This window comes from Streptomyces sp. NPDC085596, from assembly GCF_044541565.1.
Lineage (GTDB): Bacteria > Actinomycetota > Actinomycetes > Streptomycetales > Streptomycetaceae > Streptomyces.
Map to the genome: position 1 here is coordinate 988,194 of NZ_JBITTC010000001.1, position 16,575 is coordinate 1,004,768.

Here is a 16,575-nt window from a genome sequence, read left to right on the forward strand (position 1 = left end):
CAAGGTTAGGCTAACCTTGCTGCGAATTGGTCAGGCGGTGTCCGCCCCGGTCGAAAGCAGTCATACCCATGTCCCACACCCGTGCCACCCACCTCACTCGTCGCGGCATCCTCGCCGCGGGCGGCGTTCTCGGTCTTGGCGTCGCGCTTGCCGCATGCGGTGACGACAAGGGGAAGAGCGGTGGCTCCGAGGGGCAGGCCAAGCCCGGCAAGTCCGGCGCGTGGAGCTTCAAGGACGACCGCGGCACGACCGTCAAGCTGGACTCGGTCCCCACGAAGATCGTCGCGTTCACCGGTGTCGCCGCCGCGCTGTACGACTACGGCGTCGAGGTCAAGGGCGTCTTCGGCCCGACCAAGACCAAGGATGGCAAGGCCGATGTGCAGGCCGGCGACATGGACGTCAGCAAGCTGACCGTCTTCGGCAATGTCTTCGACCAGTTCAACATCGAGGAGTACGCGGCCTTCGGCCCGCAGGTCCTCATCACCACGACCTTCGACCCCAAGGGCACCCTCTGGTACGTGCCGCTGGAGTCCGCCGCGAAGATAGCCAAGCTGGCCCCCAGCGTCGCCGTCTCGGTCTACGACCGCCCGCTCACCGGTCCGCTCCAGCGCGTGTGGGAGCTGGCCGAGTCCCTCGGCGCCGACATGAAGGCGGCCAAGGTCGCCGACGCCAAGAAGCGCTTCGAGGCGGCCGCGGCCCGGCTGCGCAAGGCGGCCAAGTCCCGCCCCGAGATCAAGGTGATGGCCGGCTCGGCCGCGCAGGACGCGTTCTACGTCTCCGGCACCAACCTCTCCGCGGACCTGGAGTACTTCAAGTCCCTCGGCGTGAACTTCATCGAGCCCTCGGAGGCGGCCAAGAAGCCCACCGGCGGCTGGTTCGAGACGCTGAGCTGGGAGAACGTCGACAAGCACCCGGCCGACGTCATCATCATGGACGACCGCTCCGTGGCCATCCAGCCCGCCGACATCACCAAGGCCACCTGGAAGAAGCTGCCCGCCGTCAAGGCCGGCCAGGTCATCCCCCGCTCCGCCGAGCCGATCCTGTCCTACGACAAGTGCGCGCCGCTGCTGGAGAACCTCGCCAAGGCCATCGAGACGGCCAAGAAGGTCAGCTAGCCCCTGCCCATCTGAACCCTTCCTGACGTTCAGGAGCCCCGCATGACGACGGCCGTAGCCGCCCCGTTCCGTTTCTTCGCCCTCCAGGTGACCCGGACGAGGCGGCTCGGCCCGTCTCTGCTCCGCGTCACCTTCACCGGCCCCGAGCTGACCGAGTTCCACTCCGAGGGCCGCGACCAGTCCCTCTCGCTGTTCCTGCCACAGCCGGGCCAGAGCGCACCCGTGGTCCCGCTGGAGCTGGGCGACGACTGGTGGCACGGCTGGCGTGAACTCCCGGACGACGTACGGGCGGTGATGCGCTCGTACACCCTGCGGGCGCTGCGCCGGGACCCGGACGAGATCGACATCGACTTCGCCCTGCACGGCACGGAGCCCGGCGCCCCCGTCCCGGCCGGCCCCGCCTCCCGCTGGGCCGCCGGTGCCGCCGAGGGCGACCGGGTGCTGCTGCTCGGGCCCGCCGTCGCCGACAACCGGGCCATCCGGTTCCGGGCGCCGGAGGACACCGACCTGGTCGTGCTGTGGGGCGACGAGACCGCCGTACCGGCCGCCACGGCCGTACTGGAGTCGCTGCCGCCGTCGACCCGGGTGCACGCCTGGCTGCAGGTGCCGCACGCCGGGGACATCCAGGACGTGCGGACCGAGGCGGACGCCCGGATCACCTGGCTGGTACGGCACGAGGGCGCCCCCTCGGCCGTGGAGGCCCTGCGCGCGGCCGAACTGCCCGCGCACACCAGCCCGTACGTCTGGCTCGCGGGCGAGGCCGGGCAGGTGCGGGAGCTGCGCCGGCACTTCGTCGGGGAGCGCGGCACCGAACGGCGGCGGGTGACCTTCGTCGGTTACTGGCGGCAGGGGCTGACGGAGGAACAGCTGCGCGCGAGCGCCGCGTAAGGGACGGTCCCCCCAGAGTGACGGCCGTCACGGGAGAGGCGTGATCAAAGGATTCCCACTTAGGTTAGGCTTACCTAAGTTGAAGCCGCGGAACTTCACTCCCCCTCGTGTTTCCCTCGGAGGACCCCCTCATGCGCTCGCACCTGCTCAATGGCCTCACCGCGGAGACGTACCGCCGCTCCGTGACCGAAGGAGTAGAGCGGGTGGCGGCCAAACTCGCCACCGCCGCAAGTCCGTTCACCGGCGTCACCGTCGACGACCTCGCTCCCCGCGTCGACTCCGTCGACCTCGACCAGCCGCTCGGCGACACCGCCAGCGCGCTGGACGAGCTGGAGGAGCTCTACCTCCGCGACGCCGTCTACTTCCACCACCCCCGCTACCTCGCCCACCTCAACTGCCCGGTCGTCATCCCGGCCGTGGTCGCCGAGGCCGTGCTCTCCGCGGTCAACTCCTCCCTGGACACCTGGGACCAGTCGGCCGGGGGCACGCTCATCGAGCGGAAACTGATCGACTGGACCAACGCCCGCATCGGCCTCGGACCCGCCGCCGACGGCGTGTTCACCTCCGGCGGCACCCAGTCCAACCTCCAGGCCCTGCTGCTGGCCCGCGAGGAGGCCAAGGCCGAGTCCTACGGCCGGCTGCGCATCTTCACCTCCGAGGTCAGCCACTTCAGCGTGAAGAAGTCCGCCAAACTCCTCGGCCTCGGCCCGGACGCGGTCGTCGTCATCCCGGTCGACCACGACAAGCGGATGCACACCCTCGCGCTCGCCCACGAGCTGGAGCGCTGCGTCCAGGACGGCCTGGTCCCGATGGCCGTCGTCGCCACCGCGGGCACCACCGACTTCGGCTCCATCGACCCGCTCCCCGAAATCGCGGAACTCTGCGCGCGGTTCGAGGTGTGGATGCACGTGGACGCCGCCTACGGCTGCGGACTGCTCACCTCGCTAAAGCACCGCGACCGCATCGACGGCATCGAGCGCGCCGACTCGGTCACCGTCGACTACCACAAGTCCTTCTTCCAGCCGGTGAGTTCCTCCGCCGTGCTGGTCCGGGACGCGGCCACCCTGCGGCACGCCACCTACCACGCGGACTACCTGAACCCCCGCCGCATGGTGCAGGAGCGCATCCCCAACCAGGTCGACAAGTCCCTCCAGACCACCCGCCGCTTCGACGCGCTCAAGCTGTGGATGACGCTGCGCGTGATGGGCGCCGACGGCATCGGCGAACTCTTCGATGAGGTCTGTGAACTGGCCCAGGAGGGCTGGCGGTTGCTCGCCGCCGACCCACGCTACGACGTGGTCGTGGCGCCCTCGCTGTCCACCCTGGTCTTCCGCTACATCCCGGCGAACGTCACCGACCCGGCCGAGATCGACCGCGCCAACCTGTACGCCCGCAAGGCCCTGTTCGCCTCCGGTGACGCCGTGGTCGCGGGCACCAAGGTCGGCGGCCGCCACTACCTGAAGTTCACCCTGCTCAACCCCGAGACCACCGCGGCCGACATCGCCGCCGTCCTCGATCTGATCGCCGGCCACGCCGAGCAGTACCTGGGAGAGTCCCTTGACCGCGCTTCCTGAAGCCAGCCCCGTCCTCGACTTCGTGGGGATCGGCCTCGGCCCCTTCAACCTCGGCCTGGCCTGCCTCACCGAGCCCGTCGAAGAGCTGAACGGCGTCTTCCTCGACTCCAAGCCCGACTTCGAGTGGCACGCCGGGATGTTCCTGGACGGCGCCCACCTCCAGACACCGTTCATGTCGGACCTGGTCACCCTGGCCGACCCGACCTCGCCGTACTCCTTCCTCAACTATCTGAAGGAGAAAGGCCGGCTGTACTCGTTCTACATCCGCGAGAACTTCTACCCGCTGCGGGTCGAGTACGACGACTACTGCCGCTGGGCCGCGAACAAGCTGACCAGCGTCCGCTTCAGCACCACGGTCACCGAAGTCACCTTCGAGGACGGGCTGTACGCGGTGCACACCGACGCCGGTGACACCTACCGCGCCAAGCACCTGGTCCTCGGCACCGGCACCCCGCCGTACATCCCGGAAGCCTGCGAGGGCCTGGGCGGCGACTTCATCCACAACTCCCGCTACCTGGCGAACAAGGCGGAGCTGCAGAAGAAGCGCTCCATCACCCTGGTCGGCAGCGGGCAGTCGGCGGCGGAGATCTACTACGACCTGCTCAGTGAGATCGACGTCCACGGCTACCAGCTGAACTGGGTCACCCGCTCGCCGCGCTTCTTCCCGCTCGAATACACCAAGCTCACGCTGGAGATGACCTCCCCGGAGTACATCGACTACTTCCACGCGCTCCCCGAGGACACCCGCTACCGGATCACCGCCCAGCAGAAGGGCCTGTTCAAGGGCATCGACGGCGAGCTGATCAACGAGATCTTCGACCTGCTCTACCAGAAGAACCTCGGCGGCCCGATCCAGACCCGCCTGCTCACCAACTCCTCGCTGAACAGCGCCTCTTACGACCACGGCACCTACACCCTCTCCCTCCGCCAGGAGGAGCAGGACAAGGACTACGAGCTGGACAGCGAGGGCCTGGTGCTGGCCACCGGATACCAGTACCGCGAGCCGGAGTTCCTGAAGCCGGTCCGCGACCGCCTGCGCTACGACACCCACGGCAACTTCGACCTGGCCCGCAACTACGCCATCGACGTCACCGGCCGGGGTGTCTTCCTCCAGAACGCCGGCGTCCACACCCACAGCATCACCAGCCCCGACCTGGGCATGGGTGCCTACCGGAACGCCTACATCATCCGCGAGCTGCTCGGCTCGGAGTACTACCCGGTCGAAAAGACCATCGCTTTCCAGGAGTTCGCGATATGACCTTCACGATCCGCCCGCTCGACCCCCTGAAGGACGCGAGCCTGGTGCATGGCTGGGTGACTGATCCGAAGGCCGCGTTCTGGATGATGCAGGACGCCCGGCTGGTGGACGTCGAGCGTGCCTACATGGAGATCGCGGCCGACGAGCACCACCACGCCTTCCTCGGTCTGGACGACGGGGTGCCGGTCTTCCTGATGGAGACGTACGACCCCGCGCACCGCGAGCTGGCCGGGCTGTACGAGGCGCAGCCCGGTGATGTCGGCATGCACTTCCTCGTCGCGCCCACCGACAGGCCCGTGCACGGGTTCACCCGGCGGGTCATCACCGCCGTGATGGCGCACCTGTTCACGGACCCGCGCACCCTGCGGGTCGTCGTGGAGCCCGATGTGCGCAACACGGCCGTGCACGCGCTGAACGAGGCCGTCGGGTTCGTGCCCGAGGGCGAGATAGAGAAGCCGGAGAAGCGCGCCCTGCTGAGTTTCTGCACGCGGGAGAAGTTCGAGGCGGCGACGGGGGTGGCGGCATGACGCTCGCCGACTCCGTGGCCCACCTCTCCCCCGAGCGCTGGGAGAAGGCCAACCGCCTGCTCATCCGCAAGGCCCTCGCCGAGTTCGCGCACGAGCGCCTGCTCACGCCCGAGCCGGACGGTGAGGAGGGGTACGTCGTCCGCGGCGACGACAAGCTCACCGCGTACCGCTTCTCCGCCGTGCGCCGGGGCCTGGACCACTGGCAGGTGGACGCCGACTCCATCACCCGGCACCGCGAGGGCGCCGAACTCCCGCTGGCCGCACTGGACTTCTTCATCGATCTGAAGGAGACCCTGGGGCTGAGCGAGGAGATCCTGCCGGTCTACCTGGAGGAGATCTCCTCCACCCTGTCCGGCACCTGCTACAAGCTGACCAAACCGCGCGTGAGCGCGAAGGAACTGGCCGGGGCCTCGTTCCAGGACATCGAGACCGGGATGACCGAGGGCCACCCCTGCTTCGTGGCCAACAACGGCCGGCTCGGCTTCGGCGTCCAGGAGTACCTGGCGTACGCGCCGGAGACGGCGAGCCCGGTGAAACTGGTCTGGCTGGCCGCGCACCGCTCGCGCGCCGCGTTCACCGCCGGGGCGGGCGTCGAGTACGAGGAGTTCTTCCGGCGGGAGCTGGGCGGGGCCACCCTGGAGCGGTTCCGGGGCGTGCTCACCGAGCAGGGGCTCGACGCGGACGACTACCTGCTGATCCCGGTCCACCCCTGGCAGTGGTGGAACAAGCTGAGCGTGACCTTCGCCGCCGAGGTGGCCCGCCGCAATCTGGTGTGCCTGGGCGAGGGTGACGACGAGTACCTGGCCCAGCAGTCCATCCGGACGTTCTTCAACCGGACGCACCCCGAGAAGAACTATGTGAAGACGGCGCTGTCCGTGCTCAACATGGGCTTCATGCGCGGTCTTTCGGCCGCGTACATGGAGGCGACCCCGGCGATCAACGACTGGCTGGCCCGGCTGATCGAGAACGACCCGGTGCTCACCGCGACCGGCCTCACGATCATCCGCGAACAGGCGGCCGTCGGCTACCGGCACCTGGAGTACGAGCGCGCCACCGACCGCTACTCCCCCTACCGCAAGATGCTGGCCGCCCTGTGGCGGGAGTCCCCGGTGTCCCGCCTCGCCGAGGGCGAGTCGCTGGCGACGATGGCCTCCCTGCTGCACGTCGACCACGACGGCGCCTCCTTCGCGGGCGCGCTGATCGAGCGCTCCGGCCAGGCACCCACCGACTGGCTGCGCGACTACCTGCGGGCCTACTACGTGCCGCTGCTGCACAGCTTCTACGCCTACGACCTGGTGTTCATGCCGCACGGCGAGAACGTCATCCTGGTGCTGGAGGACGGCGCGGTCCGGCGCGCGGTGTACAAGGACATCGCCGAGGAGATCGCCGTCATGGACCCGGACGCGGCCCTGCCGCCGGAGGTCCGGCGCATCCGCGTGGAGGTGCCCGAGGACAAGAAGCTGCTGTCGATCTTCACGGACGTCTTCGACTGCTTCTTCCGCTTCCTCGCCGCCGACCTGGCCGCCGACGGCGTGCTCACCGAGGACGAGTTCTGGGACACGGTCGCGGAGATCACCCGCGAGTACCAGGAGGCGAACCCACACCTGGCGGAGAAGTTCGAGCGGTACGACATGTTCGCGCCGGAGTTCGCGCTGTCCTGCCTGAACCGGCTCCAGCTCCGGAACAACAAGCAGATGGTGGACCTCGCCGACCCGTCCGGCGCGCTCCAGCTCATCGGCACCCTGGACAACCCGCTCGCCGGGCGCTGAGGAGCCGTACCAAGACCACGGGCACCCCGGAGACGGTCCTCCGGGGTGCTCGTACCCCTTTCTCCGGCCCGTCAGTCCGCCGGCCAGGGGACCTGCGGCGAGCGGTAATAGTTGATGCCGAGGGCGTCCCAGCGCGGGGCCTGCGCCGCCAGCCGCACCCGGAAGGCGTCCCAGTCGTGGGTGGCGGCCGGTGACCAGCCCAGCTCCGCCGCGCCCGGCAGCCGCGGGAACGCCATGTACTCGATGTCGGCGGATTTCTTCAGCGTCTCCGACCACAGGGGAGCCTCGACACCCCTGATCGCCGAGGCGGGCACTGAGTCGAGATAGGCGCCCGGGTCCCAGTCGTAGGACCGCCGCACCTCCACCAGACCCGCCCAGTCCAGGCCGAGCGGGGTGTCCTTGGTGTACTTCATGTCGAGGTAGACCCGGTCGGCCGGGGACAGGATCAGCCCGGTGCCGTTCCGCGCGGCCTCGGCGACCTGCGCCTTCTCCGCCGCGCTGGTGCGGTCCAGGCCCCAGTACTGGGCGAGGGCGCCCTTGACCGGATGGGCGCCGGTGAGCTGGTGCCACCCGATGGCCGTCTTGCCGTACTTGGCGACGACCGGCTGCACACGGTCCATGAACGTCACGTAGTCCGCGTGGCTGGTGGAGTGCGCCTCGTCACCGCCGATGTGCAGATAGCGGCCTGGGGTGAGCGCGGCCAGCTCGCGGATCACGTCGTCCACGAAGTCGTAGGTGACCTGCTTGGACACGCACAGCGAGCTGAAGCCGACCTGGGTGCCGGTGTAGAGCGGGGGCGCCACGCCGTCGCAGTTCAGCTCGGCGTAGGAGGCCAGGGCGGCGTTGGTGTGGCCGGGCATGTCGATCTCGGGGACGACCTCGAGATAGCGGCCGGCCGCGTACCGGACGATCTCCCGGTAGTCGGCCTTGCTGTAGTGGCCGCCCTCGCCGCCGCCGACCTCGGTGGAGCCGCCGTACCGGGCCAGGCGCGGCCAGGAGTCGACGGCGATGCGCCAGCCCTGGTCGTCGCTGAGGTGCAGATGCAGCTCATTGATCTTGTAGAGGGCCAGCTGGTCGATGTAGCGCTTGACCTGGGCGACGGTGAGGAAGTGCCGGGAGACGTCCAGCATGGCGCCCCGGTAGGCGTAGCGCGGGCGGTCCTCGAGGGTACCGCCGGCGATCCGCCAGGGGCCGGGCTGGACGGTCTTCTTCTCGACGGCCGCCGGCAGCAGCTGACGCAGGGTCTGCACGCCGTGGAAGAGGCCGGCGGGGGCGGCGGCGGTGATGGTGACGCCACCGGCTCCGCTGTGCAGCCGGTACCCCTCGGCGCCGAAGTCGCCCTTCTGGAGGTGGAGTCGGATGCCTCCGCCGCCGCCGTGGTCGGTGAGGGGCAGCGGATAGCCGGTGGAGGGCCGCAGGATGCCGGTGAGGTAGGCGCCGATCCGGCGGACCTCGGCGGAGCCGTCCACCCGGACGCCGGTCGCGCGGGTGATGCGGTACGGGGTTCCGCCCGGCTCGACCGAGGCGGGTGCCGGGACCACCCGGTCCAGCGCGGGCGGGGCGGCCGCCTGCGCGGCGGGGTTCGCGGCGAAGGTGAAGACACCGGCCGCCGCGACAAGCAGCAGTGATCCGAGGATTCGTGTCGTTCGGGTCGTTCGGGTCGTTCGGGTCGTTCGGGGAGTGGTGCCGTGGTGCCGTGTCACATGCGCTCCCTTCGGATGTGGTCGGGACAACTGTCCCGCAGATCCGGTGAATCGATCCCGCCCGTGCGGGCGGCCCTCGGTCGCTGGGAGGACCGCCCGCTCGGCTATTTGGCGCGGCGGGCCACGGTGAAGTGGTCGATGCGCTCACCGGTCTCGGCGATGCCGGACACGGTCAGCGTGGTGTGCCGGCCCCGGGGCGCGGGGTTCACGTCCACGCGCAGGAAGGAGTAGTCGAGGTAGCGCACGCGGGACCAGGTGACGGTCTCGGGCCGCTTGCCGTCCTTGAGGTTGACGAAGGAGGCGACGGACTCGACCTCGTTCTCGTGCCCCTCGTAGGTGTCGGGGGCGGTGAAGGCGTACAGGCTGCGGCCGGCCGCGCCCGCGGTGACGTAGACGACGCCCTCGGTCTCGGGGTAGGCGGTGCCGCCGACGGGGAGCTTCTTGACGACCGCGTCCCCCTTGATCACGTCGGTGCGCTCGTACTGGTGGTTGTGGCCGTTGATGACCAGGTCCACGGTGTACTTCTCGAACAGCGGCACCCACTCCTGGCGCACCCCGCCCTCGGAGGCGTGGGCGGTGGAGGTGCAGTAGGCGCAGTGGTGGAAGAAGACCACGACGAAGTCGACGTCCCGCGCGGCCCGGTACTTCTTGAGCTGGGCCTCCAGCCAGGCGGTCTGGGTGCCGCCGGAGATGCCGAGGTTGGCCGGGATCTCGTAGGAGATGTCGTTGGCGTCGAGCGAGATCACGGCGGTGTTGCCGTAGACGAAGGAGTAGACGCCGGGCAGGTTCGCCGCGTCGGGGCCGTTGTCCGGGAGGGACCAGCGAGCTTCCTCGCCGCCGTAGCCGTTGGGCGAGTACCAGGCTTCCATGTCGTGGTTGCCGTAGGCGGGCATCCAGGGGATCTGCTTGGCGACGGACTCGGTCTGGTGCAGGAACTGGTCCCAGGTGCGCGAGTCGAAGCCGGTGTCGGTCTTCTTGCCGGCGCCGGCGGGGTCGCCGTAGGCGATGTCGCCCGCGTGCAGGTGGAAGGCGGGGTTCTGGCCGAGGATCAGGGCGTTGTTGGCGAGGCCGTGGTAGCCGACGCCCTCGTCGCCGAAGGCGGTGAAGGTGAAGGGCGCCTTGTGGGCGGGGGCGGTGGTGAAGGTGCCGAGGGTGCCGAGCAGGTGGGGCTCGGCGGGGTCGAAGCCGTGGTGGCCGACGCCGTAGTAGTAGGTCTGGCCGGGTCGCAGCCGGCTCAGCCTGGCGTGCACGTAGTACTGGGTGTGGTCGCCGCTCGCGCCGACCCCGGCCGGGGTGTACAGCGCCCGGACCTCGGCGTCGATCTTGCGGGAGAGGTCCCAGGGGTGGGCGCCGATCCGGATGAAGGGCCGCTTCACCGCGACCGGCACCTGCCAGGAGACGGTGATCTCGGTGCGCGGGTCGTTGCCCCAGGCCAGGTGGCGGCCGAAGGGGGCGGCCAGGGCGCCGTCGACCGGTTCGGCAGGCCGGGGAGCCGGGGTCGCGGCGGCGGCCGGGGTGGCGGCGCCGGGTACGAAGGCGCCGCCCGCGACGGTGCCGAGGGTGACGGCGCCGCCCCTGATCAGGGTGCGCCGGGAGAATCTGCTCCGCAGGTACTCGTGCCGCTCGGCCATGCTCATCCGCTCGGCCAGCTTCTCGGGTACGCCCATACGAGGAATGTCCATGACCAGCAAACTCGTGGCCGGCGGCAACGCGGTCCGGGACGGCAAGTGGACACCGGGCGAACAGCGCCCCATGAGCAGACCAACAGGCGCTTGCCCGGAATCGGGCACGATTCTTGCGAAACCGGCGTTCGTACCCGAAGATCTACCGGGTGCACGAGGAACTTGTCGATCATTTGACGCGCTCCACCCCGCTCAGCCGGGGCGAGGCGCTGCGAGTGATACAGGACGTGCTCGCCTTCTTCGACGAGACGACCCAGGACTACGTCCGTCGTCGACACCGAGAACTGCAGGCCCAGGGCCTGCAGAACGCGGCGATCTTCGAACGGATCGATGCGGACCTGAAATACCGCGCGGTGGCGCCGCCGGAGCTGACGCTCAGGCAGCTGCGCCGCATGGTCTACGGCTGAGAAGCCAGGGTGAGGGAGCTAACACATGTGCGGAATTGTCGGATACATCGGTAAGCGGGATGTCGCCCCCCTGCTGCTGGAGGGTCTCCAGCGCCTGGAGTACCGGGGTTACGACTCGGCGGGCATCGTCGTCTCCTCGCCCAAGTCGGCCGGCCTGAAGATGGTCAAGGCCAAGGGCCGGGTGCGTGACCTGGAGGCCAAGGTCCCCGCGCGCTTCAAGGGCACCACCGGCATCGCCCACACCCGCTGGGCCACCCACGGCGCCCCCTCCGATGTGAACGCCCACCCGCACATGTCGGCCGACGACAAGGTCGCCGTCGTCCACAACGGCATCATCGACAACGCCTCCGACCTGCGCCGCAAGCTGGAGGCGGACGGTGTCGAGTTCCTCTCGGAGACCGACACCGAGGTCCTCGTCCACCTGGTCGCCCGCTCCGAGGCCGAGAAGCTGGAGGACAAGGTCCGCGAGGCGCTGCGCGCGGTCGAGGGCACCTACGGCATCGCCGTGATGCACGCCGACTTCCCCGACCGCATCGTGGTGGCCCGCAACGGCTCCCCGGTCGTCCTCGGCATCGGCGAGAAGGAGATGTTCGTCGCCTCGGACATCGCCGCCCTGGTCACCCACACCCGCCAGATCGTCACCCTGGACGACGGCGAGATGGCGACCCTCAAGGCCGACGACTTCCGCACCTACACCACCGAGGGCACCCGCACCAGCGCCGAGCCCACCACCGTGGAGTGGGAGGCCGCCTCCTACGACATGGGCGGCCACGACACCTACATGCACAAGGAGATCCACGAGCAGGCCGACGCCGTGGACCGCGTGCTGCGCGGCCGCATCGACGACCGCTTCTCCACCGTGCACCTGGGCGGTCTCAACCTGGACGCCCGCGAGGCGCGCCGCATCCGCCGCGTGAAGATCCTCGGCTGCGGCACCTCGTACCACGCGGGCATGATCGGCGCCCAGATGATCGAGGAGCTGGCCCGTATCCCCGCCGACGCCGAGCCGGCGTCCGAGTTCCGCTACCGCAACGCGGTCGTCGACCCCGACACCCTGTACATCGCGGTCTCCCAGTCCGGTGAGACGTACGACGTGCTGGCCGCCGTGCAGGAGCTGAAGCGCAAGGGCGCCCGCGTCCTCGGTGTGGTCAACGTGGTCGGCTCGGCCATCGCCCGCGAGGCCGACGGCGGCATCTACGTGCACGCCGGCCCCGAGGTGTGCGTGGTCTCCACCAAGTGCTTCACCAACACCACGGTCGCCTTCGCGCTGCTCGCCCTGCACCTGGGCCGCACCCGTGACCTGTCCGTGCGTGACGGCAAGCGGATCATCGAGGGCCTGCGCAAGCTGCCCGGCCAGATCTCCGAGATCCTCAAGCAGGAGGAGCAGGTCCGCGAGCTGGCCGAGGAGTACGCGGACAGCCGCTCGATGCTCTTCATCGGCCGCGTCCGGGGCTACCCGGTCGCCCGCGAGGCTTCCCTGAAGCTCAAGGAGATCACCTACATCCACGCCGAGGCGTACCCCGCCTCCGAGCTGAAGCACGGCCCGCTGGCCCTGATCGAGCCGGCCCTGCCGACGGTCGCCATCGTCCCGGACGACGACCTGCTGGAGAAGAACCGCGCCGCGCTGGAGGAGATCAAGGCCCGCAGCGGCAAGATCCTCGCCGTGGCCCACCGCGAGCAGGAGAAGGCCGACCAGACGATCGTCGTCCCGAAGAACGAGGACGAGCTGGACCCGATCCTCATGGGCATCCCGCTCCAGCTCCTCGCCTACCACGCGGCGAAGGTCCTGGGCCGCGACATCGACAAGCCGCGCAACCTGGCCAAGTCTGTGACCGTCGAGTAGGACATCCCCGCCACGGCGGAAGCGATGATTGACGGACCCCCGCGGCGCGCAACCACGTCCGCGAGAGCGGCGCCGGTTTAGGCGCAAGAAACGGACCCCTGCGCGAGCCGTCGTGGGGGTCCGTTTCCGTGCCGCTGTCCGTGCCACTGTCCTCGGCCGGTGGCCGTCACCCCCCGGCCGACAGCACGACTTTGCCTGCGGCGTCGGCCGTTGTATGCCCGGCACGGGGATGAGGGACACCTCTACGCGCGAGTAGCTTCACGGAGCGCGAAGTGGGGCGAAAACAGAGGAAGTTGAGGCGTCAGGGGATCACGATCACGGGCCGCCGGGCGCGCTTGGTGAGTCGTCCGGCGACGGAGCCGAAGATCCGCCCGGCGATGCCGTGCGTGGAGCCGACGACGATCGCGTCCGCCTCGTACTCCCGCCCGACCTCCTCCAGTTCATGGCAGATGTCGCCGCCGCGCTCCACCAGAATCCACGGCACCTCACTCAAGTGGTCGGCGCAGGCCAGCTCCAGACCGAGCACCTCGGTGCGGTGGTCCGGGACGTCCACGAAGACGGGCGGCTCGCAGCCGGCCCAGACCGTGGTGGGCAGCCGGTTGGCCACATGGACGATGATCAGGCCCGAGCCGGAGCGGTGGGCCATGCCGACGGCGTACGCGAGGGCGCGCTCGCTGGAGGTGGAGCCGTCGAAGCCGACGACCACTCCGTGCCGGAAGGCGGGATCGCAGGATGGGCGTGACTCTTCCGCCGCCAGGGGCTCGGCCGCCGTGGGTTCGGCTACCGGCCGCTTGCGGTCCGCGGGTTCGAAGAATTCGTGACCGGCCATGGCTGTCTCGGCGTCGTGATCCTTGTATGGAGGGGGACATCGTGCGGCGGAGCTGTGTCCGGGAAACGTCTTCCCATCCCCATACCCCCAAGGGTACGGCGGCACGCCTCCCAGTCGCAGTTCGCGCACACGCTCCGTGAACGGCCCTCCGGGACGTCCCGAGGGGTTCCCCGGAGCATGCACGAGCGGCGCCCCTTACGCAATGGTCGCTGCCCCGTACAGGCGGTTTGCCGGGAGCCGCCCATCGAGGGGTGACCGTCCGGCCGTCCGCGCGTTGAACCCCCTGAACCGCCGCCCCCAGGGAGCCCGCAGATGCCCGCACCCCGCCCCGCACCGCGCTCCGCGCCCGGCCCGCGCCCAGGCACGGACACCGCGCGTGAGGTGATCCGCTGGGCGGTCTTCAGCTGCGTACTGGTGCCGGTGGTTCTGTTGTGGTGCGGAACGGCGCCGATGGCCGCCGTGGGGGCGGGGCTGGGACTGGCCGGCGTCACCGGTGCCTGCCGGTTGCTGCTGGATCGCTCACTGCGGGAGACCGCGCGGGGAGTCGCAGATCACACGAGAGCCAGTACACCGGTCGACTGACCGGTTTCCACACCCTCGAACGCTGGTTTTCAGCCAAGTTCTGAATATCGCTCCGGAGGGGTCCCAACCACCCCTCAACCCCCGTTCCACCTGCACAAACAGGGGTCGTCCGACCCGTCGCACCCTATGCGGTTTGGCCACCCCGTGGAGGCGTACTTCCCTGCACGCCCCACGAGTGCAACCCTTCGTGATCGAATGCTTCACGCCAAGTTGTCATGTCGACAATGCACCGCGTGTGGAACTGGCCACCGGCAGACCGCGGGAGCCAGTAGATTTCGATCTTGATGTCTTACGGCGGGGGACTCGTGCAGGACCGAGGGGAAACGTGCAGGAGCGACAGACCCGAAGCGTAAAGGGAGCCGCGACCACCGAGGGGGGCTTAGCAGTATGAGCCACGACTCCACCGCCGCGCCGGAAGCCACTGTCCGGAAACTCGCCGGGCGACGCCGCAAGGAGATCGTCGCGGTGCTGCTGTTCAGCGGCGGCCCCATCTTCGAGAGTTCCATACCGCTTTCGGTGTTCGGGATTGACCGCCAGGACGCCGGAGTGCCGCGCTACCGACTGCTGGTGTGTGCCGGCGAGGACGGCCCGCTGCGGACCACGGGGGGCCTGGAACTCACCGCGCCGCATGGCCTGGAGGCGATCTCCCGCGCGGGCACGGTCGTCGTACCGGCCTGGCGCTCGATCACCTCGCCGCCACCGGAGGAGGCGCTCGACGCGCTGCGCCGGGCGCACGAGGAGGGGGCCCGCATCGTCGGCCTGTGCACCGGGGCGTTCGTCCTGGCCGCGGCCGGCCTGCTGGACGGCCGCCCGGCCACCACCCACTGGATGTACGCGCCGACGCTGGCCAAGCGCTATCCGTCGGTGCACGTCGATCCGCGTGAGCTGTTCGTCGACGACGGCGATGTGCTCACCTCGGCCGGTACGGCCGCCGGGATCGACCTGTGTCTGCACATCGTGCGGACGGACCACGGCAACGAGGCGGCCGGTGCGCTGGCCCGCCGCCTGGTGGTGCCGCCCCGCCGCAGCGGCGGTCAGGAGCGCTACCTCGACCGGTCTTTACCCGAGGAGATCGGCGCCGACCCGCTGGCCGAGGTCGTCGCCTGGGCGCTGGAACACCTCCACGAGCAGTTCGACGTGGAGACGCTGGCGGCACGCGCCTACATGAGCCGCCGTACGTTCGACCGCAGGTTCCGTTCGCTCACCGGCAGCGCGCCGCTGCAGTGGCTGATCACCCAGCGGGTGCTCCAGGCGCAGCGGCTGCTGGAGACCTCCGACTACTCCGTGGACGAGGTCGCGGGCCGCTGCGGCTTCCGCTCCCCGGTCGCGCTGCGCGGGCACTTCCGCCGCCAGCTGGGCTCGTCCCCGGCGACCTACCGGGCCGCCTACCGGGCCCGCAGGCCGCAGGGTGAGCGGCCGGTCGAGCAGGAGCAGCAGTTCGCGCAGCACGGCGGGCCCCAGGGCCCGGCCGCGTCCGGCCTGCCCGGTCACGGCCCGGTGGCCCCTGTCCCCTCGGTCCTGCACCCGGACCGGGACGGCGGGGTTCCGCTCCAGAGCCGTCGCCACACGGCGGGCGCGGTGAGTCTGCTGCCGGGGCCGCGCGGAAGCGGCTGAGGATCACCGGCGTGAGGGGGGTGGGAGGAGGCTCGGCCTCTCCCGCCCCCTTCTCCGTGCGCATGGGTCTCCGTGCGTACGGGTCTCCGTGCGTACGGGCGGGTCCGGGTGGGTCCTGGTCCCCTTAAGGTGAGACACATGAACGATCGCATGGTGTGGATCGACTGCGAGATGACCGGCCTCTCGCTGTCCGACGACGCGCTCATCGAGGTGGCCGCCCTCGTCACCGACTCCGAGCTGAACGTGCTCGGCGAAGGGGTGGACATCGTCATCCGCCCGCCGGACTCCGCACTGGAGACGATGCCGGAGGTGGTGCGCCAGATGCACACCGCGTCCGGCCTGCTGGACGAGCTGGCCGGCGGCACCACGCTCGCCGACGCCGAGGAGCAGGTGCTCGCCTACATCCGTGAGCACGTCAAGGAGCCCGGCAAGGCCCCGCTGTGCGGCAACTCCGTCGGCACAGACCGCGGCTTCCTGCTGCGGGACATGCCCACGCTGGAGGCCCACCTCCACTACCGGATCGTCGACGTGTCCTCGGTCAAGGAGCTGGCCCGGCGCTGGTACCCGAGGGCGTACTTCAACAGCCCGGACAAGAACGGCAACCACCGGGCGCTGGCCGACATCCGCGAGTCGATCGCCGAGCTGCGCTACTACCGCGAGGCGGTCTTCGTCCCGCAGCCCGGCCCGGACTCCGACACGGCGAAGTCGATCGCGGCGAAGTACGTCCTGCCTCCGCAGTAGCCCACTGGGAACGCGTGCGCGGAAACGTGTGCGCGAGCACCCC

At 69.8% G+C, this 16,575-nt stretch carries 13 protein-coding genes; 10 read left to right on the top strand and 3 right to left on the bottom strand.

From position 1 onward, the window contains the following. The first annotated feature begins 68 nt into the window (after positions 1-68). From ACIGA3_RS04500 to ACIGA3_RS04525, 6 genes are all read left to right on the top strand, one after another. Complete coding sequence (locus tag ACIGA3_RS04500) at positions 69-1,115, top strand: ABC transporter substrate-binding protein (RefSeq protein ID WP_399710431.1); 1,047 nt, start codon at positions 69-71, stop codon at positions 1,113-1,115. A gap of 42 nt (positions 1,116-1,157) precedes the next feature. Continuing rightward, positions 1,158-2,003 carry a siderophore-interacting protein gene (locus ACIGA3_RS04505; RefSeq protein ID WP_399710433.1) on the top strand — a complete coding sequence of 282 codons (846 nt, stop codon included), beginning with the start codon at positions 1,158-1,160 and terminating at the stop codon, positions 2,001-2,003. Positions 2,004-2,134: 131 nt separating this feature from the next. Next, a complete protein-coding gene (gene desA, locus ACIGA3_RS04510) occupies positions 2,135-3,577 on the top strand; it encodes a lysine decarboxylase DesA (protein ID WP_399710435.1) in 1,443 nt (480 codons plus the stop codon). Continuing rightward, complete coding sequence (locus ACIGA3_RS04515) at positions 3,561-4,835, top strand: lysine N(6)-hydroxylase/L-ornithine N(5)-oxygenase family protein (protein WP_399710437.1); 1,275 nt, start codon at positions 3,561-3,563, stop codon at positions 4,833-4,835. The genes desA and ACIGA3_RS04515 overlap by 17 nt, the downstream gene beginning before the upstream one ends. Continuing rightward, complete coding sequence (locus tag ACIGA3_RS04520; protein WP_399710439.1) at positions 4,832-5,362, top strand: GNAT family N-acetyltransferase; 531 nt, start codon at positions 4,832-4,834, stop codon at positions 5,360-5,362. The genes ACIGA3_RS04515 and ACIGA3_RS04520 overlap by 4 nt, the downstream gene beginning before the upstream one ends. Next, positions 5,359-7,131 carry an IucA/IucC family protein gene (locus tag ACIGA3_RS04525; RefSeq protein ID WP_399710441.1) on the top strand — a complete coding sequence of 591 codons (1,773 nt, stop codon included), beginning with the start codon at positions 5,359-5,361 and terminating at the stop codon, positions 7,129-7,131. The genes ACIGA3_RS04520 and ACIGA3_RS04525 overlap by 4 nt, the downstream gene beginning before the upstream one ends. A 71-nt stretch (positions 7,132-7,202) precedes the next feature. On the opposite strand, the gene ACIGA3_RS04530 is transcribed toward ACIGA3_RS04525, so the two are convergent. Then, positions 7,203-8,834: a beta-N-acetylhexosaminidase gene (locus ACIGA3_RS04530; protein ID WP_399710442.1), complete on the bottom strand. Its 1,632-nt coding sequence runs from the start codon at positions 8,832-8,834 to the stop codon at positions 7,203-7,205. A gap of 104 nt (positions 8,835-8,938) precedes the next feature. Next, positions 8,939-10,501: a purple acid phosphatase family protein gene (locus ACIGA3_RS04535; protein WP_399710801.1), complete on the bottom strand. Its 1,563-nt coding sequence runs from the start codon at positions 10,499-10,501 to the stop codon at positions 8,939-8,941. A 164-nt stretch (positions 10,502-10,665) separates the two neighbouring features. On the opposite strand from ACIGA3_RS04535, the gene ACIGA3_RS04540 reads away from it, so the two are divergent. Further along, a complete protein-coding gene (locus tag ACIGA3_RS04540; RefSeq protein ID WP_030816599.1) occupies positions 10,666-10,923 on the top strand; it encodes a hypothetical protein in 258 nt (85 codons plus the stop codon). Positions 10,924-10,948: 25 nt separating this feature from the next. Continuing rightward, positions 10,949-12,766: a glutamine--fructose-6-phosphate transaminase (isomerizing) gene (glmS, locus tag ACIGA3_RS04545; protein ID WP_399710444.1), complete on the top strand. Its 1,818-nt coding sequence runs from the start codon at positions 10,949-10,951 to the stop codon at positions 12,764-12,766. A gap of 301 nt (positions 12,767-13,067) precedes the next feature. On the opposite strand, the gene ACIGA3_RS04550 is transcribed toward glmS, so the two are convergent. Continuing rightward, complete coding sequence (locus tag ACIGA3_RS04550; protein WP_388993983.1) at positions 13,068-13,595, bottom strand: universal stress protein; 528 nt, start codon at positions 13,593-13,595, stop codon at positions 13,068-13,070. 969 nt (positions 13,596-14,564) lie between these two features. Here ACIGA3_RS04550 and ACIGA3_RS04555 point away from each other — a divergent pair. Further along, positions 14,565-15,791 carry a GlxA family transcriptional regulator gene (locus ACIGA3_RS04555; RefSeq protein ID WP_399710446.1) on the top strand — a complete coding sequence of 409 codons (1,227 nt, stop codon included), beginning with the start codon at positions 14,565-14,567 and terminating at the stop codon, positions 15,789-15,791. A gap of 138 nt (positions 15,792-15,929) precedes the next feature. Continuing rightward, positions 15,930-16,532, top strand: a complete 603-nt coding sequence (gene orn / locus ACIGA3_RS04560) for an oligoribonuclease (RefSeq protein WP_399710448.1) — start codon at positions 15,930-15,932, stop codon at positions 16,530-16,532. The last annotated feature ends 43 nt before the right edge of the window (positions 16,533-16,575 follow it).

Excerpts from the sequence above, each read along its gene's own strand:
- ACIGA3_RS04500 (WP_399710431.1), top strand. The coding sequence starts at position 69 with ATGTCCCACACCCGTGCCACCCACCTCACTCGTCGCGGCATCCTCGCC.
- ACIGA3_RS04505 (WP_399710433.1), top strand. The coding sequence starts at position 1,158 with ATGACGACGGCCGTAGCCGCCCCGTTCCGTTTCTTCGCCCTCCAGGTG.
- desA (WP_399710435.1), top strand. The coding sequence starts at position 2,135 with ATGCGCTCGCACCTGCTCAATGGCCTCACCGCGGAGACGTACCGCCGC.
- ACIGA3_RS04520 (WP_399710439.1), top strand. The coding sequence starts at position 4,832 with ATGACCTTCACGATCCGCCCGCTCGACCCCCTGAAGGACGCGAGCCTG.
- ACIGA3_RS04525 (WP_399710441.1), top strand. The coding sequence starts at position 5,359 with ATGACGCTCGCCGACTCCGTGGCCCACCTCTCCCCCGAGCGCTGGGAG.
- ACIGA3_RS04535 (WP_399710801.1), bottom strand. The coding sequence starts at position 10,501 with ATGGGCGTACCCGAGAAGCTGGCCGAGCGGATGAGCATGGCCGAGCGG.
- glmS (WP_399710444.1), top strand. The coding sequence starts at position 10,949 with ATGTGCGGAATTGTCGGATACATCGGTAAGCGGGATGTCGCCCCCCTG.
- ACIGA3_RS04550 (WP_388993983.1), bottom strand. The coding sequence starts at position 13,595 with ATGGCCGGTCACGAATTCTTCGAACCCGCGGACCGCAAGCGGCCGGTA.
- ACIGA3_RS04555 (WP_399710446.1), top strand. The coding sequence starts at position 14,565 with ATGAGCCACGACTCCACCGCCGCGCCGGAAGCCACTGTCCGGAAACTC.
- orn (WP_399710448.1), top strand. The coding sequence starts at position 15,930 with ATGAACGATCGCATGGTGTGGATCGACTGCGAGATGACCGGCCTCTCG.